Annotated in this window: 22 protein-coding genes and 1 CRISPR repeat array; of the genes, 2 read left to right on the plus strand and 20 right to left on the minus strand. The window is 53.6% G+C overall.

Features of this window, described 5'->3' with window-relative positions; genetic code table 11:
• Positions 1-162: 162 nt before the first annotated feature.
• Complete coding sequence (gene rpoS, locus HV477_RS17675; protein WP_000081498.1) at positions 163-1,155, minus strand: RNA polymerase sigma factor RpoS; 993 nt, start codon at positions 1,153-1,155, stop codon at positions 163-165.
• A gap of 62 nt (positions 1,156-1,217) precedes the next feature.
• Entirely contained in the window at positions 1,218-2,300 is a 1,083-nt protein-coding gene (nlpD, locus tag HV477_RS17680; protein ID WP_223149274.1) for a murein hydrolase activator NlpD, read from the minus strand.
• Between nlpD and HV477_RS28485 the strand changes: the two genes are divergently transcribed.
• Positions 2,230-2,388, plus strand: coding sequence for a peptidase (locus HV477_RS28485; RefSeq protein ID WP_223148970.1), 159 nt, complete (start codon positions 2,230-2,232; stop codon positions 2,386-2,388). The two genes, nlpD and HV477_RS28485, sit on opposite strands and share 71 nt — an antisense overlap.
• A 138-nt stretch (positions 2,389-2,526) precedes the next feature.
• Here HV477_RS28485 and HV477_RS17685 read toward each other — a convergent pair whose 3' ends face one another.
• The 10 genes from HV477_RS17685 to cysD form a co-directional block, all read right to left on the minus strand.
• A complete protein-coding gene (locus HV477_RS17685; protein ID WP_079898938.1) occupies positions 2,527-3,153 on the minus strand; it encodes a protein-L-isoaspartate(D-aspartate) O-methyltransferase in 627 nt (208 codons plus the stop codon).
• Positions 3,147-3,908, minus strand: coding sequence for a 5'/3'-nucleotidase SurE (gene surE / locus HV477_RS17690; RefSeq protein ID WP_001221538.1), 762 nt, complete (start codon positions 3,906-3,908; stop codon positions 3,147-3,149). Before surE ends, HV477_RS17685 begins: the two co-directional genes overlap by 7 nt.
• Positions 3,889-4,938 (minus strand): tRNA pseudouridine(13) synthase TruD, encoded by a 1,050-nt coding sequence (gene truD / locus HV477_RS17695; RefSeq protein ID WP_000134246.1) that lies wholly within the window; start codon positions 4,936-4,938, stop codon positions 3,889-3,891. Before truD ends, surE begins: the two co-directional genes overlap by 20 nt.
• Complete coding sequence (gene ispF, locus HV477_RS17700; RefSeq protein WP_001219245.1) at positions 4,935-5,414, minus strand: 2-C-methyl-D-erythritol 2,4-cyclodiphosphate synthase; 480 nt, start codon at positions 5,412-5,414, stop codon at positions 4,935-4,937. The genes truD and ispF overlap by 4 nt, the downstream gene beginning before the upstream one ends.
• Positions 5,414-6,124: a 2-C-methyl-D-erythritol 4-phosphate cytidylyltransferase gene (gene ispD, locus HV477_RS17705; protein ID WP_020839118.1), complete on the minus strand. Its 711-nt coding sequence runs from the start codon at positions 6,122-6,124 to the stop codon at positions 5,414-5,416. The genes ispF and ispD overlap by 1 nt, the downstream gene beginning before the upstream one ends.
• Positions 6,125-6,142: 18 nt before the next feature.
• Positions 6,143-6,454, minus strand: a complete 312-nt coding sequence (gene ftsB, locus HV477_RS17710; RefSeq protein WP_000517480.1) for a cell division protein FtsB — start codon at positions 6,452-6,454, stop codon at positions 6,143-6,145.
• A 190-nt stretch (positions 6,455-6,644) separates the two neighbouring features.
• Positions 6,645-6,968: a DUF3561 family protein gene (locus tag HV477_RS17715; RefSeq protein ID WP_001537530.1), complete on the minus strand. Its 324-nt coding sequence runs from the start codon at positions 6,966-6,968 to the stop codon at positions 6,645-6,647.
• Positions 6,969-7,018: 50 nt separating this feature from the next.
• On the minus strand, positions 7,019-7,624 hold the full coding sequence (gene cysC / locus HV477_RS17720; protein ID WP_079898937.1) for an adenylyl-sulfate kinase: 606 nt from the start codon (positions 7,622-7,624) through the stop codon (positions 7,019-7,021).
• Positions 7,611-9,050 carry a sulfate adenylyltransferase subunit CysN gene (cysN, locus tag HV477_RS17725; protein ID WP_079898936.1) on the minus strand — a complete coding sequence of 480 codons (1,440 nt, stop codon included), beginning with the start codon at positions 9,048-9,050 and terminating at the stop codon, positions 7,611-7,613. Before cysN ends, cysC begins: the two co-directional genes overlap by 14 nt.
• Positions 9,051-9,059: 9 nt before the next feature.
• Entirely contained in the window at positions 9,060-9,968 is a 909-nt protein-coding gene (gene cysD, locus HV477_RS17730) for a sulfate adenylyltransferase subunit CysD (RefSeq protein WP_000372384.1), read from the minus strand.
• Between the two features lie 250 nt (positions 9,969-10,218).
• On the opposite strand from cysD, the gene HV477_RS17735 reads away from it, so the two are divergent.
• The gene (locus tag HV477_RS17735) at positions 10,219-11,265 is read left to right on the plus strand and encodes an aminopeptidase (protein WP_023232709.1); all 1,047 of its coding nucleotides are present in this window, start codon (positions 10,219-10,221) and stop codon (positions 11,263-11,265) included.
• Between the two features lie 14 nt (positions 11,266-11,279).
• A CRISPR array of direct repeats spans positions 11,280-13,831; the repeat unit is 29 nt; unit sequence CGGTTTATCCCCGCTGGCGCGGGGAACAC.
• A 96-nt stretch (positions 13,832-13,927) separates the two neighbouring features.
• Here HV477_RS17735 and cas2e read toward each other — a convergent pair.
• Genes cas2e through HV477_RS17775 form a run of 8 tightly spaced genes read right to left on the minus strand, consistent with a single transcriptional unit; the run spans position 13,928 to position 22,387 of the window.
• Positions 13,928-14,221: a type I-E CRISPR-associated endoribonuclease Cas2e gene (gene cas2e, locus HV477_RS17740; protein ID WP_023204590.1), complete on the minus strand. Its 294-nt coding sequence runs from the start codon at positions 14,219-14,221 to the stop codon at positions 13,928-13,930.
• A complete protein-coding gene (cas1e, locus tag HV477_RS17745) occupies positions 14,221-15,141 on the minus strand; it encodes a type I-E CRISPR-associated endonuclease Cas1e (protein ID WP_079898935.1) in 921 nt (306 codons plus the stop codon). The genes cas2e and cas1e overlap by 1 nt, the downstream gene beginning before the upstream one ends.
• Positions 15,138-15,788 carry a type I-E CRISPR-associated protein Cas6/Cse3/CasE gene (gene cas6e, locus HV477_RS17750; RefSeq protein WP_000281486.1) on the minus strand — a complete coding sequence of 217 codons (651 nt, stop codon included), beginning with the start codon at positions 15,786-15,788 and terminating at the stop codon, positions 15,138-15,140. The genes cas1e and cas6e overlap by 4 nt, the downstream gene beginning before the upstream one ends.
• A complete protein-coding gene (gene cas5e, locus HV477_RS17755; RefSeq protein ID WP_017466176.1) occupies positions 15,770-16,516 on the minus strand; it encodes a type I-E CRISPR-associated protein Cas5/CasD in 747 nt (248 codons plus the stop codon). The genes cas6e and cas5e overlap by 19 nt, the downstream gene beginning before the upstream one ends.
• A 10-nt stretch (positions 16,517-16,526) precedes the next feature.
• Positions 16,527-17,585 carry a type I-E CRISPR-associated protein Cas7/Cse4/CasC gene (cas7e, locus tag HV477_RS17760; protein ID WP_079898934.1) on the minus strand — a complete coding sequence of 353 codons (1,059 nt, stop codon included), beginning with the start codon at positions 17,583-17,585 and terminating at the stop codon, positions 16,527-16,529.
• Between the two features lie 13 nt (positions 17,586-17,598).
• Positions 17,599-18,159, minus strand: a complete 561-nt coding sequence (gene casB / locus HV477_RS17765; RefSeq protein ID WP_000117946.1) for a type I-E CRISPR-associated protein Cse2/CasB — start codon at positions 18,157-18,159, stop codon at positions 17,599-17,601.
• Complete coding sequence (gene casA / locus HV477_RS17770; protein WP_000368584.1) at positions 18,156-19,712, minus strand: type I-E CRISPR-associated protein Cse1/CasA; 1,557 nt, start codon at positions 19,710-19,712, stop codon at positions 18,156-18,158. The genes casB and casA overlap by 4 nt, the downstream gene beginning before the upstream one ends.
• Before the next feature lie 11 nt (positions 19,713-19,723).
• Positions 19,724-22,387 (minus strand): CRISPR-associated helicase/endonuclease Cas3, encoded by a 2,664-nt coding sequence (locus tag HV477_RS17775; RefSeq protein ID WP_079898933.1) that lies wholly within the window; start codon positions 22,385-22,387, stop codon positions 19,724-19,726.
• Between the last annotated feature and the right edge of the window lie 87 nt (positions 22,388-22,474).

Genomic DNA, 22,474 nt, shown 5'->3' on the forward strand with positions numbered 1-22,474 from the left:
GGCTATTTTAAAGGATAGAGGATAATCGCGTTGGGTGCGTTTGAACTCAGTCATCATCACGTTCTCCGGATTTAAGTCTGGAACGTGTCAACGCTATTCAGGACGGGTCAAACGGTAAAAAAAAGGCCAGTCTGTCGACTGGCCTTTTTTTGACAAGGGTACTTACTCGCGGAACAGCGCTTCGATATTCAGCCCCTGCGTCTGCAGAATTTCGCGCAGACGGCGCAGGCCTTCAACCTGAATCTGACGAACACGCTCACGCGTAAGACCGATTTCACGGCCTACATCTTCCAGTGTCGCAGCTTCATATCCCAGCAGACCGAAACGGCGCGCCAGCACTTCACGCTGTTTGGCGTTCAGTTCGAACAACCATTTGACGATGCTCTGTTTCATATCGTCATCTTGCGTGGTGTCTTCCGGACCGTTCTCTTTTTCATCGGCCAGGATGTCCAGCAACGCTTTTTCGGAATCACCGCCCAGCGGGGTGTCTACCGAGGTAATGCGCTCGTTGAGACGAAGCATACGGCTGACGTCATCAACCGGTTTATCCAGTTGCTCTGCAATTTCTTCCGCACTCGGTTCGTGGTCCAGTTTATGCGACAACTCACGTGCGGTGCGCAGGTATACGTTCAGCTCTTTAACAATGTGAATCGGCAAGCGAATCGTACGGGTTTGGTTCATAATCGCCCGTTCGATTGTCTGGCGAATCCACCAGGTTGCGTATGTTGAGAAGCGGAACCCGCGTTCCGGGTCAAACTTCTCGACTGCACGGATAAGCCCCAGGTTGCCCTCTTCAATCAGGTCCAGCAACGCCAGTCCACGATTGCCATAACGGCGGGCAATTTTTACCACCAGACGCAGGTTACTCTCAATCATGCGACGGCGAGAAGCGACATCTCCACGCAGTGCGCGACGCGCAAAATAGACTTCTTCTTCGGCTGTTAACAGTGGTGAATACCCAATCTCACCAAGGTAAAGCTGAGTCGCGTCCAACACACGCTGTGTGGCCCCTTGCGATAACAGCTCTTCTTCAGCCAGGTCGTTATCACTGGGTTCCTCTTCACTCAAGGCTTTTTCGTCAAAAGCCTCTACTCCGTTCTCATCAAATTCCGCGTCTTCATTTAAATCATGAACTTTCAGCGTATTCTGACTCATAAGGTGGCTCCTACCCGTGATCCCTTGACGGAACTAGCAAGTCAAAGCCTGGTTCCGCCGCTTTATCGCTGCGGTAAATAACGCAGCGGGTTTACGGATTTCCCCTTGTAACGAATTTCAAAATGCAAGCGTGTAGAGCTGGTGCCGGTGCTACCCATAGTAGCGATTTTTTGCCCCGCCTTAACTTCCTGTTGTTCCCGGACCAGCATCGTATCATTATGGGCGTAGGCACTCAGGTAATCATCGTTATGTTTGATGATAATAAGATTACCGTAACCACGCAGTGCGTTACCGGCATATACGACGCGCCCATCAGCGGTTGCGACGATAGCCTGTCCCTTACTGCCTGCAATGTCGATCCCTTTATTGCCCCCTTCGGAAGCGCCAAAGTTTTCGATCACTTTGCCATCCGTCGGCCAGCGCCATGCGGAAATCGGCGCGCTGGTTGACGTACTGCTTGCATTTGGTTCGGTCGTGCTTACCGTTGGTGCCGTTACAGGCGCTGTGACAACCGTCCCAGCAGGCTTGTTGTTTGGCAACATTTTGTTAGCACTTTGTTCACCTGAGCCCTCAGAATACGTAATTGTTGGTTGAGACGCAACTGCAACGGTGGAATTTTGTGCAGACCTGGTCACAACTCCTTGCTGTGCTGCATCCGCCTGGGTGATCGCATTTCCGCCAGTAATTGGCGTACCGGATGCGTTACCAACTTGCAAAGTTTGCCCTACATTCAGGCTATACGGGGCAGAAATACTGTTTCTCTGGGCCAGATCGCGGAAATCGTTCCCGGTAATCCAGGCGATGTAAAAAAGCGTATCACCCTTTTTCACGGTGTAAGTACTGCCACCCGTATAGCTACCTTTCGGAATATTCCCATACTGGCGATTGTATACGATTCGCCCATTTTCCATCTGCACGGGTTGTTCCGTGACCGGTTGAGTTTGCATGGGCTGCGTTACAGGACGCTGAACGGGTTGAATTTGCGGCGCTTGTTGCGGCGTTTGTTGCGTCGTCGCGCCCATTTTTGGCGGCGGTGTGATCAACATACCGGAATTGGTATTTGATGACGAACCACTGTCCACAGACGTGACCGGCGCCGGAGGGTTTGACGAACTGGTACAACCTGCCAGCCATAGTGAAACCAGTGATAGTGCCGCAATGCGACTAACGGTGAATTTTGGGCTTCCCGCGCTCATTTATCCCCCAGGAAAAAATTTGGTTAACAACCAGTGACGTAAGAACCGTGCAACGCATTAAGTGAACACGGGAAAATGTGTTCACGATACGCTTAACCCACCGGGAATAACCAGGAAAACTCCAGGTATTCGTTTCGGCTTCATCAGGCGTAATAGTGGCTGTTTGCAGGGCAAACTAGGCCAGCTCTCCCTTGACTAACGGGACGAAGCGAACGGCCTCCACGGTATCGATAATAAATTCGCCGCCCCGGCGACGCACGCGTTTCAAAAACTGCTGCTCATCGCCCACGGGCAGAACAAGAATGCCGCCTTCATCCAACTGTGCCATGAGCGCGGTAGGAATTTCCGGCGGCGCAGCCGTCACAATGATAGCGTCAAACGGCGCACGCGCCTGCCAGCCTTGCCAGCCATCGCCATGACGGGTAGAAACATTATGTAAATCGAGCTGCTTCAGGCGGCGGCGCGCCTGCCATTGCAGCCCCTTAATCCGCTCAACGGAGCAAACGTGATGCACCAGATGCGCCAGAATCGCCGTCTGATAGCCGGAACCGGTGCCAATTTCCAGCACCCTGGATTGCGGCGTCAGTTCGAGCAGCCCCGTCATTCGCGCCACCATATAGGGCTGCGAAATCGTCTGACCCTGGCCTATCGGCAAAGCGATATTTTCCCAGGCCTTATGTTCAAACGCTTCATCAATAAATTTCTCGCGCGGCACTGCGGCAAGCGCATTAAGCACCAGCTCATCTCTGATGCCCTGCGCGCGCAATTGTTCAAGAAGAGCCTGTACACGTCCACTTACCATTGCGTGCCAACTCCCACGCTGTCTAACCAGTCTGAAACCACATCATGCGCGCTGTGCGCGGTTAAATCCACATGCAACGGCGTGACGGAGACGTAGCCTTCATCCACCGCCGCGAAATCGGTATCCGGCCCGGCATCGTATTTATCGCCCGGCGGGCCAATCCAGTACAATGTATTACCGCGCGGATCTTCCTGCGGGATCACTTTATCCGCTGGATGGCGGCTACCACAGCGAGTCACGCGGATGCCTTTAACCTGCGCTAACGGTAGATCCGGGACATTCACGTTGAGAATACGCCCGGTACGCAACGGCTCCCGGCTTAACCCTCGCAAAAGCGCGCAAGTCACGGCCGCAGCCGTATCATAATGCTGATAGCCGTTAAGGGAGACCGCTAATGCCGGAAAGCCGAGATGACGACCTTCCATCGCCGCGGCGACAGTACCGGAATAGATCACATCATCGCCCAGATTCGGACCCGCGTTAATACCGGAAACGACAATATCCGGACGCGGACGCATTAAGGCATTAACGCCCAGATAGACGCAATCGGTCGGCGTCCCCATCTGTACAGCGATATCGCCATTATCAAAGGTAAAAGTACGAAGCGAAGATTCCAGCGTGAGGGAATTAGACGCGCCGCTGCGGTTACGATCTGGGGCTACGACCTGTACATCAGCAAACTCACGCAGCGCTTTCGCCAGCGTTTGTATACCGGGCGCGTGAACCCCGTCATCGTTACTCAGCAATATGCGCATAATCACCCATTGTGTTGATCAGTTCCCTTACTACGCTGGTGGCAAAACTGCCTGCGGGCAGCCAGAAACGTAACTCGACGGTAACGTCATCCCACCAGTTCCAGCTTAATTGTTGCGGATAAAGCAGCATCGCTCTGCGCGACGCCTCTACTTTTTCGCGCAGCAACAGCGATTGCAACACCGTTTCCTGGGCAATGGCATCTTGCTCAAACGCCAGCGCCGCACGCTGTGTTCCCCACTCTCCGCTGCCCGGCAACGACGCTGTAATCATCAGCTCTTTTTCGTCTACCCGGCGCTGCAATTCAGGCAGTTCTTCAGATGTCGCGACGAACCAGCTTCCACGCCCCGCTAATTGTAGCGCATCGCCGTCAACAACTTGATTAAAGTCTGGTTTCTTCAGCCGCTGGTGAACAATTTGATTAAACAACGCGCTACGTGCCGCCGACAACCAAAAACTGCGTTTATTGCGATCGCGCACCGGCGCGTTACTTTGCGCCCAGCGCAGCGCGCCCTGCAAGTTGCTGCCGCCAATGCCGAATCGCTGTGCGCCGAAATAGTTCGGCACGCCGCCATCGCGAATCGCCTGCAATCGTGTTTCGACATCGCGGCGATCGCTTATTTCACGCAATACCAGCGTAAAGGCATTGCCTTTCAGCGCGCCTAAACGCAGCTTACGCTTGTGACGCGCGTATTCCAGTACTTTACAACCTTCCAGCTGAAAGGCGCTGAAATCGGGCATCTCTTTCCCCGGCACGCGCGCGCACAGCCACTGCTCGGTAACGGCGTGTTTATCTTTTTGCCCGGCAAAGCTCACTTCGCGAGCGTGAATTTTCAGGAATTTCGCCAGCGCGTCAGCGACAAAACGGGTATTGCAACCGTTTTTCAAAATACGCAGCAAAATGTGCTCGCCTTCACCATCCGGCGTAAAGCCTAAATCTTCAACCACCACAAAATCTTCCGGATTCGCTTTCAGCAATCCGCTACCTTGTGGTTTTCCGTGCAGCCAGGTGAGATTGTCAAACTCTGTCATTTCGCCGCCTTCATCAGCAACGCGACCGCTTCGCAGGCAATGCCTTCTCCGCGTCCGGTAAATCCGAGCTTTTCCGTCGTCGTCGCCTTCACGTTAACCTCATCCATATGGCAGCCGAGATCTTCGGCGATAAAGACACGCATTTGCGGAATATGCGGCAGCATTTTCGGCGCCTGCGCAATAATGGTGACATCTACGTTGCCGAGGGTGTACCCCTTGGCCTGAATACGACGCCAGGCTTCACGCAGTAGTTCGCGGCTATCCGCTCCCTTAAATGCCGGATCGGTATCCGGGAAGAGCTTGCCGATATCGCCAAGCGCCGCCGCGCCCAGCAGCGCATCGGTCAGCGCATGTAACGCCACATCGCCATCGGAATGCGCCAATAGCCCTTTTTCATAAGGGATACGCACGCCGCCAATAATAATCGGCCCTTCTCCGCCAAACGCGTGTACGTCAAAACCGTGTCCAATTCGCATTATGCTTTCTCCTGGTGGATGGTTCGGGTCAGATAAAATTCCGCCAGCGCCAGATCTTCCGGACGGGTGACCTTGATGTTATCCGCGCGACCTTCTACCAGCGCCGGATGAAAACCACAATACTCCAGCGCTGACGCCTCGTCGGTGATGGTCGCGCCTTCATTCAGCGCACGCGTCAGACAATCGTGCAAGAGTTCGCGGGGGAAAAACTGCGGGGTGAGCGCGTGCCATAAATCGGCGCGCTCTACGGTATGGGCAATCGCGTTTTTCCCCGGTTCGCCGCGTTTCATGGTGTCGCGCACCGGACTGGCGAGGATACCGCCGACCCGGCTGTTTTCGCTGATAGCCAGCAACCGCGCAAGGTCATCCTGATGCAAACAGGGTCTTGCCGCGTCGTGCACCAGCACCCACTGCGCCTCTGCAACGGCCTGTAACCCGGCCAAAACGGAATCAGCGCGTTCGTTGCCGCCATCCACAACGGTGATTTGCGGATGATTCGCCAGCGGAAGTTGGGCAAAGCGATGATCGCCAGGGCTGATAGCAATAACAACGCGTGTCACCCGAGGATGCGCCAGCAGCGCATGAACTGAGTGCTCCAGAATGGTTTTATTACCGATTGAGAGATACTGCTTAGGACATTCTGTTTGCATTCGGCGGCCAAATCCGGCCGCCGGCACCACGGCGCAAACGTCCAATAAAGTGGCTGCCATGTTAAATCCCTGGATGGTTTATCGATGAGTTTGCCCCGCCGTTGCCGCGCGTTTTGAGGCGTCAGGCACCAGACGATAGAAGGTTTCGCCCGGTTTGGTCATGCTAAGTTCGTTGCGCGCGCGCTCCTCAATCGCTTCCTGGCCGCCATTGAGATCGTCAATTTCGGCAAAAAGCTGATCGTTACGCGCTTTAAGTTTGGCGTTTGTCGCCTGCTGCGCGACCACATCATCGTTGACGCGGCTATAGTCATGTATGCCGTTCTTACCGAACCACAGCGAGTACTGTAGCCAGACCAGTAAAGCCAGCAACAGCAGCGTTAGTTTACCCATCCTGCCCCCTGAAAAACGGCATCATCATCCCATAACGTCCTCTGTGACTCCACATTCAGGACGGGATTGCCGCGACAACGCCGGCAAATGTACCACATTTGCCGGATGTTACGTATACCCGAGTAAGGAGAACATAATCTCATTGTTGGTTACGGTTTGAATTATGACCGGAGGCGCACTGATAACCCGTCTACCCTAATAGCCATATAAATAACGCGCCGAACAGCGCGCCTACGGCCAGTAGAGTAAACATAATGCTAAAAAGTATTTTGCCCTTTACCAGCAGATGCAACGCAATGCCGATAATCACCGATACCGGCATTAACGCGAGGAAAAAGGGCCAAGTATAGAGGAAAAAAAACAGCGTGTTAGGACCATAAAGCAGAAAAGGGATCCCCAACGCCAGCAGCCATGACACAAAGCCGACCACCGCCCCCGGAAATGCACTGGTGGCGTCATCGTCGACCATGAAGGCGTCTGACCTTGTGAAAGTAATGTTATGGCTATTACGCATATTAAATCCTGTAACCTTGACCATACCGGGCATACAAGCCCGGTGGTGTCTCAGGATCTGATAATATCGCGCCGTCTCAGCAGGTCTAATAATTGGGAAACCAAATTTGTTACTAATTGTTCACCATTAAGATGAACCTGGGGCGAGTCAGGCGCTTCGTAAATGGCGTCGATACCGGTAAAGTTACGCAACTCGCCCGCGCGCGCTTTTTTATACAATCCTTTAGGATCGCGCTGTTCACAGACAGCCAGCGGCGTATTGACATAAATCTCGATAAAACGATCGTGGCCGACGCGCTCTTTTACCAGTTGCCGCTCGGCGCGGTGCGGAGAAATAAATGCCGTCAAAACAATCAGGCCAGCGTCCGCCATCAGACTGGCCACTTCGCCTACCCGCCGAATATTTTCCTGGCGATCGGCATCGCTAAAGCCTAAATCACGGCACAAACCGTGGCGCACATTATCGCCATCCAACAGGTAGGTACTGACGCCACGCTGATGTAACGCCTCTTCCAGCGCGCCGGCCACCGTTGATTTTCCCGAACCGGAGAGTCCGGTAAACCACAGCACCACGCCACGGTGGCCGTGGAGCTGTTCACGGGCGGCGACAGTAACGGGATGAGAGTGCCAGACCACGTTCTCATCATGCAGCGCCATGTTTATCTCCCAGCAAATCTCGGGCGTCCCAGTGCGGAAAATGACGGCGTACCAGCGCATTCAGCTCCAGCTCAAACGCACTGTATTCCACGGGCGGCGTCGCTCCGCGTTCATCCAGTTCCCGCACCATGCCAGCGCCCACGGTAACGTTAGAAAGTCGGTCGATAAAAATCAGCCCGCCCGTCACCGGATTTTGCTGATAAATATCCAGCGCGAGCGGCTCATCGAATGTCACCTCCACCAGACCAATACCGTTTAACGGCAGACTTTCGACGTCTCGTTTGGTCAGATTGTTGATATCAATCTGATAGCGAATAGCCTCGATACGCGCGCGGGTTTTCTTACCCGCAAGTTTAACATCGTAGCTTTGGCCCGGCGCCAGCGGCTGTTCCGCCATCCATACCACGTCGATCGCAGCGTGCCGCGCAGGTGCCAGCGTCTCGTTTGCCGCCAGCAGCAGATCGCCGCGACTAATATCAATGTCGTCGTTGAGTACCAGGGTAATGGCTTCGCCCGCACAGGCTTCTTCTTTGTCGCCATCAAAAGTGACGATACGCGCCACGCTGGATTCCACGCCAGACGGCAGCACTTTAATGCGCTCTCCGACTTTGACGCTACCAGACGCCAGAGTGCCGGCATACCCCCGAAAATCAAGGTTCGGGCGATTGACGTATTGTACCGGAAATCGCATCGGCTGACGGTCTACCGCACGCTGTATGTCTACCGTTTCCAGGACTTCCAGCAGCGTCGGACCGCTGTACCAGCGCATATTCGCGCTCTGCGCGGCGACATTATCCCCTTCCAGCGCCGAAAGCGGGACAAAGCGAATATCCAGATCGCCCGGCAACTGTTCAGCAAAGGTCAGATAATCTTCACGAATACGGGCGAAGGTCTCTTCGCGGTAGTCAACGAGATCCATTTTGTTGATTGCCACCACCAGGTGTTTGATCCCCAACAGAGTGGAGATAAAGCTATGGCGACGCGTCTGATCCAGCACGCCTTTACGCGCGTCGATCAGTAGGATCGCCAGATCGCAGGTGGACGCCCCGGTAGCCATATTCCGGGTATATTGTTCATGGCCCGGCGTGTCGGCGATAATAAATTTTCGTTTTTCCGTGGAGAAATAGCGGTACGCGACGTCAATAGTAATGCCCTGCTCACGCTCGGCCTGTAGCCCATCTACCAGCAGCGCCAGATCGAGTTTTTCTCCCTGCGTGCCATGACGTTTACTGTCATTATGCAGAGAAGAGAGCTGATCTTCATAAATTTGCAGGGTATCGTGCAGCAAACGACCTATCAGAGTACTTTTACCGTCATCAACGCTGCCACAGGTTAAAAAACGCAGCAGGCTTTTGTGTTGTTGGGCCATCATCCAGGCTTCGACGCCGCCTTCATTGGCGATTTGTTGTGCAAGTATGGTGTTCATGGCGACTCCTTAGAAATACCCCTGACGTTTTTTAAGCTCCATCGACCCCGCCTGATCGCGGTCAATCATCCTCCCCTGGCGCTCGCTGGTGGTAGAAACCAGCATCTCTTCGATAATTTCCGGCAGCGTTTGCGCGTGGGATTCCACCGCCCCGGTGAGCGGCCAACAGCCAAGTGTACGGAAGCGCACCATCCTTTTTTTGATGACTTCGCCAGGCTGGAGATCGATACGATCGTCATCCACCATCATCAACATGCCGTCACGTTCCAGAACCGGGCGTTCAGCAGCCAAATACAGCGGCACGATGTCGATGTTTTCCAGCCAGATGTATTGCCAGATATCCTGCTCTGTCCAGTTGGAGAGCGGGAAGACGCGTATACTTTCGCCTTTATTAATCTGACCGTTATAGTTACGCCACAACTCTGGACGCTGATTTTTCGGGTCCCAGCGATGGAAACGGTCACGAAAGGAGTAAATACGTTCTTTCGCACGGGATTTTTCCTCATCGCGCCGTGCGCCGCCGAACGCGGCATCAAAACCGTACTTATTCAGCGCCTGCTTTAACCCTTCGGTTTTCATAATGTCGGTGTGTTTAGCGCTACCGTGAACGAACGGATTGATGCCCATCGCCACGCCTTCCGGATTTTTATGTACCAGCAACTCGCAGCCATATGCGTTGGCGGTACGATCGCGAAAGGCGTACATCTCACGGAATTTCCAACCGGTATCAACGTGCAATAGCGGGAACGGCAACGTACCCGGATAAAACGCCTTACGCGCCAGATGCAGCATGACGCTGGAGTCTTTACCAATGGAGTACAGCATGACCGGATTAGCGAATTCCGCTGCCACTTCACGGATAATGTGGATACTTTCCGCCTCCAGTTGCCGCAGGTGGGTGAGTCGTTTTTGATCCATAACCGTTCCTTTGCAATACCGTTTTTTGCTAAACATTTCGATTACACGACTATAGGGAGCGCAGGAGAGTGAATGAAATGACGAATTGGAATGAGTAGTTCCTCAAAGGAATAACGCGGCCCAAAAACCAATATCAAAAAATGCTTAACGTACCGGATTGCCAGCATTTAGGAGCAAATGAAATTGTATTAACACGATCGCGGTTTCATACTAGCCACGTAAAATTTTGTTCTGTATTTAAGGACTCATTATGTTTTCCGCAACGCGCCGCTTTGCCGTCATTCTGGCGCTCGGCGTAGGCTTTATCCTTCCTGCACAAGCAGCATCACCAGGGCCTGGTGAAATAGCGAATACTCAGGCACGACATATCGCCACCTTTTTTCCCGGGAGAATGACGGGCTCCCCCGCCGAGATGTTGTCTGCCGATTATTTACGCCAACAATTTACCCAGATGGGATACCAAAGCGATATTCGAACGTTTAATAGCCGATTTATTTATACCACGAAGGATAATCGCAAAAACTGGCATAACGTGACGGGCAGTACGGTCATCGCCGCCCATGAAGGGCGCGTGCCGCAACAGATCATCATTATGGCGCATCTGGATACGTACGCTCCGCAGAGCGACGCTGATGTCGATGCCAATCTGGGCGGTTTAACGTTACAGGGAATGGATGATAATGCCGCGGGATTAGGCGTTATGCTGGAACTGGCGGCGCGTCTGAAAGATATACCGACCCATTACGGGATTCGTTTTATCGCCACCAGCGGGGAAGAAGAGGGAAAGCTAGGCGCGGAAAATTTACTCAAACGAATGAGTGACGCTGAGAAGAAAAATACGCTGCTGGTGATTAATCTCGATAACCTGATTGTTGGCGACAAGCTCTATTTTAATAGCGGGAAAAATACGCCTGAAGCGGTGCGTACACTGACCCGCGATCGGGCATTAGCGATCGCGCGCCGTTATGGTATCGCCGCCAACACCAATCCGGGACGCAATCCATCCTACCCCAAAGGAACGGGTTGCTGTAATGATGCGGAGGTTTTCGATAAAGCGGGAATATCGGTGCTTTCTGTTGAGGCGACGAACTGGAATCTGGGTAAAAAAGACGGATACCAGCAACGCGTGAAAAATGCATCCTTCCCGAACGGCAATAGCTGGCACGACGTACGGCTTGATAATCAACAGCATATTGACAAGGCGCTGCCAGGGCGGATTGAGCGCCGTAGCCGCGATGTAGTGCGGATAATGCTGCCGTTGGTAAAAGAGCTGGCGAAGGCGGAAAAAACGTTCTGATATGCTGGTGAAACGTGTTTATCCCCGCTGGCGCGGGGAACACAGCGGTGTTCTCAATACCCACGACAGCCGCCCCGGTTTATCCCCGCTGGCGCGGGGAACACTTACTACGGCGGTACCGTAGTTTTACCGTCAGCGGTTTATCCCCGCTGGCGCGGGGAACACAAAAGATTGAGTCAGCACATAATCACAGTTTGCGGTTTATCCCCGCTGGCGCGGGGAACACGCTGGCGCAGTTCGGAGAGTTCGACAAAGCGGTCGGTTTATCCCCGCTGGCGCGGGGAACACTCAGGCTGGCGGCATAAACCGTTTTTCTGACGCGGTTTATCCCCGCTGGCGCGGTTTATCCCCGCTGGCGCGGGGAACACGCGCGCCGAGCCGAGCTGATAGAGCAGATACGGCGGTTTATCCCCGCTGGCGCGGGGAACACTCGGCTGTCGTCTGGCTGAATAAATTCCCGAACGGTTTATCCCCGCTGGCGCGGGGAACACCGGCGGCTGGTTCTCCTGCGTTCGCTGAATGACGGTTTATCCCAGCTGGCGCGGGGAACACGAACGTGCGGAACAAAATATAATTCCAGAGAACGGTTTATCCCCGCTGGCGCGGGGAACACTGCGACGGAATGCACCTGGCGCCAGAAATATTCGGTTTATCCCCGCTGGCGCGGGGAACACATATTCACTGAGTAAATGTATTCTCCATATGCCGGTTTATCCCCGCTGGCGCGGGGAACACGCGGGCGTCCTATATGGAAGGCTCGTCAATTGCGGTTTATCCCCGCTGGCGCGGGGAACACGCCTGACGCAGTGCGAGAGCGGTTAACAGCGACGGTTTATCCCCGCTGGCGCGGGGAACACGTAATGGCGGGTTGTGGTTGCGTTGGCGTTTGCGGTTTATCCCCGCTGGCGCGGGGAACACTGCAGCTGGTTTATTTGCGTGTTGATGTTGTCCGGTTTATCCCCGCTGGCGCGGGGAACACGTAGTAGATTTTTTCCTGCCCTTCTTTCATCCGGGTTTATCCCCGCTGGCGCGGGGAACACGTTTTAACCGTGTTTATATCCTATCCGTGATACGGTTTATCCCCGCTGGCGCGGGGAACACGTATCCAGCACATCAGCACCGGTAACATCGTCCGGTTTATCCCCGCTGGCGCGGGGAACACTGTTGATGGTAAAGAGGTGGCGGATATTGATCCGGTTTATCCCCGCTGGCGCGGGGAACACACCTGTATCACCTCGCTAAAATCTGGCGCGAACGGTTTATCCCCGCTGGCGCGGGGAACAGGTTTCACGTAGCGCCTGTTTGTCGATGTTGCTCGGTTTATCCCCGCTGGCGCGGGGAACACAATTGTGGGTGTTCACGGAATTGCGCTGGCAACCGGTTTATCCCCGCTGGCGCGGGGAACACTCACCTGGTTTTTATTGAGCTGGTTAACGGTACGGTTTATCCCCGCTGGCGCGGGGAACACTGCCGGTTGTTTGTGTGCTCATATGCGTTTCCCGGTTTATCCCCGCTGGCGCGGGGAACACCCTGATTTCAGGCTGTTAATTTCCTCCCGCTGCGGTTTATCCCCGCTGGCGCGGGGAACACTGCTTTTTCAGTTCATCAGTAACCCCTGCGTCCGGTTTATCCCCGCTGGCGCGGGGAACACTATAACCATCACAAGCTGGTTTTGAAAATTTACGGTTTATCCCCGCTGGCGCGGGGAACACTCAATTGAAATCAGGTCGTCATCTTCTAAGGCCGGTTTATCCCCGCTGGCGCGGGGAACACCTGTGGATAACCCTACAAATTTTAGTGACCTGCGGTTTATCCCCGCTGGCGCGGGGAACACGCATGAGCGCTATATGTCGGGGCCGCCTGGAGCGGTTTATCCCCGCTGGCGCGGGGAACACAACCGCCTGAAGCTGGCCGACAACGGAATCGCCGGTTTATCCCCGCTGGCGCGGGGAACACTTAATTGTTGCGAGTCTAAAATAAACACTGGACGGTTTATCCCCGCTGGCGCGGGGAACACGACGTTGTACTGTCCGAATTTTCGGTCGATTTCGGTTTATCCCCGCTGGCGCGGGGAACACACACCAATTACGGAGGTGATGACCGCTTTCTGCGGTTTATCCCCGCTGGCGCGGGGAACACCGATATATAATTCTCCGCCATATCCCGGCAACCGGTTTATCCCCGCTGGCGCGGGGAACACGGTCGCGTCACTGTTTAACATCGCCGACTGGATGGTTTATCCCCGCTGGCGCGGGGAACACTTTTAACGTGCGCTGTCGTATTTCATTTAATTCGGTTTATCCCCGCTGGCGCGGGGAACACAGCTGTAAAAGAAATTAACGAGGCGATATCAGCGGTTTATCCCCGCTGGCGCGGGGAACACATTTGCGTCATCGCGCTGCCAAATTGGCGGGCCGGTTTATCCCCGCTGGCGCGGGGAACACGATCTGCTCGCTGATACATCCGTGAATACCGCCGGTTTATCCCCGCTGGCGCGGGGAACACTATTCGGAGATTTATTGCCGGGTAGTGCGCTGCGGTTTATCCCCGCTGGCGCGGGGAACACACTAAAACTATATATTTTTTCTAAAAGCCCTTTTTTACTACATAACAAACTACCAACGGTAAGATAACAATTCCTTATTATTAAAGAACATTCAACTTATTGATTTTCAACAGGAAGAAAAGAAACCAAACGCAGTCCATCCAAATCTACCGGAATACGTCTGTTTTCACCCCATGTCTGAAACTCAAATCCCGACTCCGTGTTGGTCGCCCAAGCCATGACGGCATTTCCGCAACCGCCAAGCTGTGTGATCTGTTGCCAAATCATTTCCCGAATACGCTTCGAGGTATCGCCAACATAAACACCTGCACGAACCTCGAGTAACCAGACGGCAAGACGTCCCCGCAGGCGCGGCGGTACGTTTTCCGTGACCACAACCACCATACTCATCAACCATGCCCCCGATGGCCGCTATCACCCAGTGATTCAGGTTCCGGTATTGCTGGCGGCAGCATATCCGGCGCAGGCTGAGGTGGTTCAATTTCACCGGCAGCGAGCACCTCTTCGATCAGCGGGATCAATTTTCCGGTCAGCTTCGAACTGCGAAAAATATCCCGGCAGGCCAGGCGCACTTCTTTATCAGGTTCCGCCGGGTGACGAGCAGCGATCTCAAATGCTTTGGGCACCACCGATTCAAATTTGATGATATCGGCAATGTCATAAACAAAAGAAAGCGGCTTACCACTATGGATAAAACCGATAGCTGGCGCATATCCCGCCGCCAGGATAGCCGCTTCTGAAATCCCGTACAGGCACGATGTCGCCGCGCTAATACATCGGTTGACGACATCCCCCATCTCCCAGTCTTTCGGATCATAGTTACGACCATGCCATTTCACGCCATACTGCTTCGCCAGTAATGCATAGGTCGCCCGCACACGGGATCCTTCAATACCGCGCAGTTGCTCAACGGAACGACGGGCGGGAGGCGGCTCACGAAAACGCAGTTCATACATTTTGCGGACTACTTTAAGCCGCAGGTCATCATCTAACGCCAGCTTTGCCTGATAAAGCAACTTATCGGCTCGTGCGCCTCCGGGTTGTCCGGAGGAATAGACCCGCACTCCCGCCTCGCCCACCCATACCAACAGGGTGCCGACCGTTGATGCTAAATGCACTGCCGCATGGGAAACCCGCGTTCCCGGTTCCAGCATGATGCAGGCGACCGATCCCACCGGAATATGCGTACGAACCCCGGTTTTATTGATTAATACAAATGCCCCATCCAGCACGTCAATTTGACCGTACTGGAGGAAGATCATTGAGGTTCGATCTTTTAACGGGATCGGGTTGAGCGGCACGAACGTCACGCGTCGTCTCCGGGTTTGATCATCATCATTCCGCAGCCAAACGCCCGGCTTTTACCGAACCCCTGCGCCAGACGTTGCAGGAAAAGCGCGGGTTCGTTAATCACCAGCACGCCGGTATAGTCCACGCTGCTAAACTGAATCATCTGCCGATCTTTCCCGCGACGTATCTGCTGCTGCCGATAAGCATCAACGCTCGCCTCGCGCAGAGTAAAGCCATTTTGCTCCCCCTGGCGCGCCAACCACGTCAGCGCCGCCTGCTGCTGATAAGACCAAATATCCTGGCTATCACCCTGCGTTTTACGCTGGCGTTTCGCCTCCATCAGCAAATCGTGACGCTTGCCGTTTTTGCAAACCGTCGGATTGGCGCGCAGGTTAAACCGCAGCGTCTGCCCCGCGCTCAGCGTTGGCGCAAATGGGCGAGTCTGCACGTCAAAAATCGCGCTGGCGGCAGGCTGTTCCTGTGAGAGAACAAAAAAGCGAAACGCGCCCTGTAACTCTTCGCGGCGATAAAGAAACTGCCGTTCCTTGCTGCCGGGAAAGAGATCCCATAACCACTGGTGCATCACGTACTCGCCGCGCTCCACCAGATGCAAGAGCTGTGCCGGCGAAAGCTCGCTGGTGTGCAGCGTTATTCTTGAGAGATACACGCGTCCTCCTTGCGGAGCCACGGCCCCTGATTCACGCTACGTTCACCGAACAACCATTGCTGGCGGCTCAACGGCATGTCGCGACGACGTAAAATTTTGTTCGCCGTTAAGCCATCGTGTTCACCTTCCCACCAGCATTCATTCTGTAATCCGGGGAGAGTCAGTTTCAGCGTATTGAATTGATCCTGATACCAACGATATGCTTCACGCAGGACATCCGGCGCACGCCCGTCCAGCAGTTGCGGCGCAAGCGGCAACGCCAGAGGGTGACTTTTGCGCCCCAGATACAGCGGGAATACAGGATGTTGTAACGACGCCTGAAGCTGCGCCAACGAGTAAGGCGCGTCCGGCGTCGCGCTGACAGCGATCATCCACCAGGCGTCGGTGTAGTAGTCGCGTCGGGAAATCAGCGCGCTCAGTAACTCAGGATCCTGCAACTCTTCACGGCGGCTGAAATAACGTGCCTTACGTACCTCTTTCGGCATCTGCACCGTGTGATAATCCCGCGCCCAGCGCGGGTTGCCGCTGGCGCACAGCAAAAATTGGTAATGACGGTTGAAGGCGTTTAGCCGTTCCTCTTCATCGCGGCGAATACCCAGCGCCGCCGCCAGCAGCCCCAGCAGCGCCGAGCGCGAAGGCAGATCATGGCTGTGGCGCACTTCGCCTGGCGCATCCACGCCCCAGGACGCCATCGGCCCGTGAAGCTGAAAAACCAGATATTGGCTCATAAGCCGCCCCTTACGCGCAGATGAAATCAAGCACGTCTTTCATGCTTCCCTGCTGATTCATCACGTCGAAACTGGCGGTATCAGTCCGCTGGCCATAAACCTTATTCATATTCTTATGCAGCGATGTAATACGCTTAACCGCAACGTTCAATTGGTCTGTACCGTTGATCGGTTCATAAAACGCGGCCGCCAGTGAACGTGGTTGGTCGGTGCCTTTTTCGGCCAGCGCCCACGAGGCATAGGCACGGCTGGCAAAGCTGTTCTGTTTGCCGGTCGGCGACACTTTCAGCGCCGCTTCAGTAAAGGCGCGCAGCGTTTTGTTTGCCAGTTCTTCATTGTCGTTCAGGTTTTTCACCAGCAGATCTTTGTCGATGCAGATATAGGTGTAAAACAGCGCGGAGCCAAAGCCGGTTTCGCCGAGATGGCCTGCGCCTGCATCTTCTGCCGATGCCTGGCGTAGGTCATCCACAGCGGTAAAGAAATCGTCTTCGATGATCGTTTCGCTGACGCCGAAGGCGTGGGCGACCTGGCAGGCGGCTTCCACGTTAAAATCAGTTTTCTTCGCTAACATCCGGCCAAACATGGCAATATCGACGGCCATGCGATCGTGACGTAACAGTTCTGCTTCCTCTTCTGTTGCCGGACGTTTTTCTTCTGCCAGACGGCGCGCCAGCGCTTTCACGGCCTCAAACTCAGCAGGGCTGATATGCACCAGTTGCTCGGTTTCAGCATTCGTCAACTCATCTTTGGGTTTCTTATCCTCTTTTACCTTGCCAAAGCAGTTGGCGATGTTCTTGACGTACTCAACCGCTTTTTTGGCGTCAATGCCGCTATCAACGAGGATTTGCGCCGCCTCACGAGCAATGCGACCAGTACGAATACCAATATGGCCAGCTAATGCCTGTTCAAATAACTCAGATGTACGCCAGGCGCGTTTCAGGCTCTGAGAGGAGATACGCAGACGTGTTGCTCCGCCAAGCACCGCGGTTTTTGGCGCACCGGTATCATCACGGTTCAGGTTAGCGGCGGGGTAAGCGGTCAGTAAATGGAGCTGAATAAACGTTGTCATAAAGATATCCCTGTTAATCTTGTTCGTTATCGGTATCGCCATCGCCGGCCTGGTAGTATTCCAGCGCCCAGCGGATACGAAGAAATTCGGTTGGCCGCTGCTGGCGGCGATGGTGGTTCAGCAAGTCATTCTGCTCCTGGCACCAGCAGAAAATATCGTCTGCAAGAGAAAACAGGTTGACCGAACCATCTAACAGCTTCACCGCACGCCGTAACTGGCGCAGCAGTTCATCCGGCGTTTTTACCGCTAATAGGTGGGAGAAGCGTAATTTTGACATCACCGGAGTGTCGCCACCTTTCTTCTGTCCAAGCTGCGCAGCAAAACTCTTTTGCTCATCAATAAATTTGATATGTGCAGCCAGTGCCGCTGTGATTGCCAATGCAGTAACATTCCAGGGTGCTTTGTTTTTCCATAAAGAATGTGTTTGCATTAACAATGAATGAAGCCCCTCAGCCAAACAGGCATCATTCACCGTTTTACTACGTCGTAAGCTGGCACGTAATCCACGTTTTTCTTGTAGTTCCTCATGCCACTGACGCAAAGTGGCTTTATCATCTTTCGTCACAACACTCATTCAGCAGCCTCCTGTTTCTTTGCTTTGGCGGCTTTTGCACTTTGTTTTTCCGCCGATGTCGTAAAATATTTCTTGCGCGCGGTCATGATGCGTTCCAGATCGCTGCTCTCGTAGGGGTTGGTAAAGACGTGATCATCGAAGTAATGACGGGTAAACAGCCAAAGTTCTCTTTGCCATTTATTCAGCCTTTCGTCCGGCTTGTGGCCGTTTTCCAGATCGTGAATCAGGTTGAGAAAACGTCCCTGCGTCAGGTTCCAGAAATCAATGTCGATAAAACTGAAATCACCGCGAGCACCCTTCGCATCGGCAAACCAGGCCTCTTTGAGCGCGCTGCGAAGCAGGCTCAACAGGCGGGCCGCAGTTTGCACGGCCTTACGTAAATCAGGGATCAGACCTTCCGTCATCAGCAACGGGAAGTGATGCTCATACCAGCAGCGGATTTTCATATTGTCGAAATCCGCGCCAAAGCCCCAGATCCCCGCTTTAACGTCAGTCAGCGAGCGGGCGTTAAACACCTTGACTACCTGCGCGGGAGATTCGTAATTCGCTTCCGTCTGGTTGTTCTGACTTAATCCCAGCCAGTCGCGCCAGATAAGGCCGCCGGGCTGCGGTTTAACGGAAAAGAAGGCGTTTTGATCTTTTACCGGGGCGCGATAAGGCGTCAGCGGGTGCCGCCAGCCATCGTAGTTAACGCCGTAGTTCTTGACGGTCATAAAGCCAAGAAGCTCATCGCTTTCAGCGCCGCAAATATCGCAGCAACCTGACTGTAAGGTGGCAAAATCCAGGCGGATACGACGCGGCATCCCCCAGTACGCCTGGAGTTTATTGACCTGCTCCGGCGTGGTAACGGCATTCGCCTGCTCGCTGGTCCGCGTCGCGGCAAGCCACGGGAAAACGGTCGCATCACACTGGTCTGGTAAAGGCAGATCCGCAGTATCCTGCGGCATCACGTTGAGCCACAGCTTGCGCCAGAGCGGCGTTTGCCGCTCGCCCTGATATTCCTGCAATTCAACCAGCGTGGTCAGTGGCCCGCCGCCGCGCAGCCCGGTACGATAGCCTTTGCCGCCCGCAGGCGCGTTAAGCTGCAACGAGAACAGCGCCAGCGCCGCGCAGTGCGGACAAAAACGTTCCGTTACGCCGCGTTTGACAAAATGATCTTTATTGAACTTCGTGGTTTGCGCGCCAGGTATTTCCGGCAACAATGAGGCAATAGAGACTTTTTCGCCGCTTAACGGTTCAAAATCCTGCATAAAAGACGGCGTTTCCGCGCCAAACTGAAAAGCGTGTTCTAACGGTGCTAATGCCTTATGGAGCACATCGGCATGCAATCCATCAAACCAGATATCCTCCCAATTTTTGTATCTTTTCGGCGCGATACTGCATTGCAGCAATCCCAACAGAAACTGCCAGGCCGCTCCCTGTAAATCTGCTCGCGTTGCGGCGATGTCCACCACGTTTTCATCCGCCAGATCGACGGGGGCCAGCTTGCCCGTGGAACCGTCTTTGAAACGGACGGGGAGCCAGGGCGTTGTTAAAAGTGAAAAATTGTCCATATCTGTATTCGTTATTCCCCCATCATGCCAATCAATCCCTCATTCGCCGAATAACCACAAGCGGCAAAGTCCGTCACCACAATCACCGTGGCAAAATCCTTATCCTGATGCTGTTGCGCACACCACTTACGCAAGGGTTCGCCGTCTAATTTTTCAAACTCGTCTTTATGTTTATTCCACCAGCTCTGACGTACTCGCAGCACGCTCATCTCCCAGGCGTGTTCACCGCTGGCATAAGGGGTTACGACGCTATCCACGATTTTCGCCAGCCACAGCGTGACAGACTCTTCCGCCAGCCGCGTTGACATTTTCTCCGGTAAAGAATCGCTAATTTCAGCACAGTAGCCCGGCGCAAAGTTAAGCAGCATCTGGCCGGCAAATGCCCGGTCGCAATAAAATTTGCCTTCCTGCAATTGCTCGGTTTTTGCAAATCCAACCGGCATGTTGACATCCTCGCCGTAGACCGACTCAATCAACAATCGGGCAGATTGCGGCATCCGAATCGTCCCCTGCTCACGTAATATGCGCTGTGTCAGCCACATGCGCCCATGATCGGGATAGACATAGGCGCTGTTACGCATGGCGCTGGATAACCAGTTCTCTCGCGGCGCGTCATCCCACTCCGGAGCAAGAATGCGCAGCACTGGCGTCTCTCGCTCATCCTGCCCACTCTTTTTCACCAGACCGTTACGATCGCGAATATGACGCTGTAGTCGACCGGCCCGCTGAATTAATAAATCCACCGGCGCTAAATCAGAGATCATCTCATCGCAGTCAATATCCAGACTTTGTTCGATGACCTGCGTGGCGATAATGACCTTACCGGCACGTTGCGCGCCGCTCTGTTTGCCAAAGAGATTTAGCGTCTGTGACTCAATCCGCTGACGATCGTAAAAAGCAAAGCGACTATGGAAGAGTAAAAGGTTTTCCGTGACGACGACCTTACTCAGTTGAAGCTGGCGATAGATACGAATCGCATCATCAACGGAGTTACGTATCCAGGCGATACAGTTTCCTTTTTCCACTGCTTCACCTATACGTTCAAGACACGCCTCTTCACTATGTAGCCAGCCAATATCTACGCAACGCTCAACCTCTTTGCGTGTATCAACCCGCTGAGAAATCAGCTCTGTTTGTGTGACCTGAGTCAGCCAGGGATAATCGTCATGACCTAGCAACGGCGCCTGCACACTACGCCTCACCCCACGGGAAAATGCCGCCACCAGCTTATCTCGCTGCTGCTGCGATAGCGTCGCAGATAACAGAATAGTGGCGTTGCCATTACTGGCCTGCCGTTCGATCAAACCTTCAAGTATTCGGGACATCCAGGCATCACAGGCATGGATCTCATCAGCCAGTAAGATCTTGTTGCTAAGACCCAGTAACCGCAGGTTGTTATGTTTAAATGGCATTACCGCCATCATCGCCTGATCCAACGTGCCTACGCCAACCTCCGCCAACAACGCTTTTTTATTGCTGTCGGCAAACCAGGCGGCGCATCCCTGACTATAAGGCTGCGCTTCATCGGGTTCTTCCGTACCAGAAAGAGTGACCGACCATATTGACTGATTGAAACGATCCATTAAGCGACGCGCGCTATGCGCCAGAATCAGGCTGGGACGGGAGTCCGGCTGATACAGCGCCAGCCAGGTGTTCGCCATACGTTCAAACATCGCGTTGGCTGTCGCCATTGTCGGCAGTCCAAAATAGAGTCCCTGCGCTTTACCTGCCGCCATCAGTCGATGAGCTAATATGAGCGCCGCCTCTGTTTTTCCGGCCCCGGTGACATCTTCAAGAATAAAGAGTTGGGCGCCATCCACGTTGATATCCAGCTCAAGCGCCTTTTGTTGTAACGGTGTGGGATGCTGAATAAAAGGGAAAAGCGTTTCTATGCCCGTAAAGGCAGACACATTCGCCGCTGAGGGAAATAGCGTGATGGCAGTTTGTGCTTTAGCGAGAGCTTGCTGCCAGTAGGTATCAACAGGCATTTTTTCCGCAGTACGCGGAAAATAACGGCTGGCGGAACCAGTCCAGTCAGCCAGTACAACCGCAGCGGAAATAAACCAGGAAAGTTGCTGAAATTGGTCGATACCCTCATCTTCATCCCAGGCTTCAGGCAAAGTAATTAAAGGAAAGAGCGCTTTTATTCTCAGAAGAAAATCTCTTGCCGCATCTTTATCCTGCTGGCGAAAATGGTCCAGCTCCTGGATTGCCTCTGGAGGGCGTCCATGATGACCTGTAGTGACTGGCATCCAAAGCGCCATAACGCGCTTACTTTTACGAACTGAAAGCGAAGAAGGAGGAAACAATTCAGGGCATTCACTTAGCCAGGAGTTCCACAACACGTATCCCAGCGTGGTATGCGCGATTTTTTCATAATGCCGTGTAGGCTCATTAAAGATGTTTAAAGCCTCATGACGGTATAGTTGCTGGAAGGAATGAGCAAATTTTCCAATATCATGCCAACATAAAATCCAGGCAAAAAATTGCGCCGCCTGCTCCTTATCCTGGATGCCTAATTTTTTTAGATAGTGGTCAATAAAATAAATATTATTTATCACCATCCAGTAACCCACAGCCGCAACATCTAAAGAATGCCAGCAAAGCAAATGGTAATCATCACCGCCGTCAGTTTCTCCTCGTCGAGACTTTCCCCAATAGTGATATATCGACATGTAAACTCCAGCATGTGGATAATAAAAGCACTCTACGCCTTTTTAATGGTCTTTTTTGTTGATATACCTCACAAAAATTGCACTTCC

The sequence above is a fragment of the Salmonella sp. SG203 genome (genome assembly GCF_013350575.1).
Taxonomy (GTDB): Bacteria; Pseudomonadota; Gammaproteobacteria; order Enterobacterales; family Enterobacteriaceae; genus Salmonella; species Salmonella enterica.

Bases quoted from the DNA above. Each gene is read 5' to 3' on its own strand.
- rpoS (WP_000081498.1), bottom strand. From the start codon at position 1,155: ATGAGTCAGAATACGCTGAAAGTTCATGATTTAAATGAAGACGCGGAA.
- HV477_RS17685 (WP_079898938.1), bottom strand. From the start codon at position 3,153: ATGGTAAGTGGACGTGTACAGGCTCTTCTTGAACAATTGCGCGCGCAG.
- surE (WP_001221538.1), bottom strand. From the start codon at position 3,908: ATGCGCATATTGCTGAGTAACGATGACGGGGTTCACGCGCCCGGTATA.
- truD (WP_000134246.1), bottom strand. From the start codon at position 4,938: ATGACAGAGTTTGACAATCTCACCTGGCTGCACGGAAAACCACAAGGT.
- ispF (WP_001219245.1), bottom strand. From the start codon at position 5,414: ATGCGAATTGGACACGGTTTTGACGTACACGCGTTTGGCGGAGAAGGG.
- ispD (WP_020839118.1), bottom strand. From the start codon at position 6,124: ATGGCAGCCACTTTATTGGACGTTTGCGCCGTGGTGCCGGCGGCCGGA.
- ftsB (WP_000517480.1), bottom strand. From the start codon at position 6,454: ATGGGTAAACTAACGCTGCTGTTGCTGGCTTTACTGGTCTGGCTACAG.
- HV477_RS17715 (WP_001537530.1), bottom strand. From the start codon at position 6,968: ATGCGTAATAGCCATAACATTACTTTCACAAGGTCAGACGCCTTCATG.
- cysC (WP_079898937.1), bottom strand. From the start codon at position 7,624: ATGGCGCTGCATGATGAGAACGTGGTCTGGCACTCTCATCCCGTTACT.
- cysN (WP_079898936.1), bottom strand. From the start codon at position 9,050: ATGAACACCATACTTGCACAACAAATCGCCAATGAAGGCGGCGTCGAA.
- cysD (WP_000372384.1), bottom strand. From the start codon at position 9,968: ATGGATCAAAAACGACTCACCCACCTGCGGCAACTGGAGGCGGAAAGT.
- HV477_RS17735 (WP_023232709.1), top strand. From the start codon at position 10,219: ATGTTTTCCGCAACGCGCCGCTTTGCCGTCATTCTGGCGCTCGGCGTA.
- cas2e (WP_023204590.1), bottom strand. From the start codon at position 14,221: ATGAGTATGGTGGTTGTGGTCACGGAAAACGTACCGCCGCGCCTGCGG.
- cas5e (WP_017466176.1), bottom strand. From the start codon at position 16,516: ATGAGCCAATATCTGGTTTTTCAGCTTCACGGGCCGATGGCGTCCTGG.
- cas7e (WP_079898934.1), bottom strand. From the start codon at position 17,585: ATGACAACGTTTATTCAGCTCCATTTACTGACCGCTTACCCCGCCGCT.
- casB (WP_000117946.1), bottom strand. From the start codon at position 18,159: ATGAGTGTTGTGACGAAAGATGATAAAGCCACTTTGCGTCAGTGGCAT.
- casA (WP_000368584.1), bottom strand. From the start codon at position 19,712: ATGGACAATTTTTCACTTTTAACAACGCCCTGGCTCCCCGTCCGTTTC.
- HV477_RS17775 (WP_079898933.1), bottom strand. From the start codon at position 22,387: ATGTCGATATATCACTATTGGGGAAAGTCTCGACGAGGAGAAACTGAC.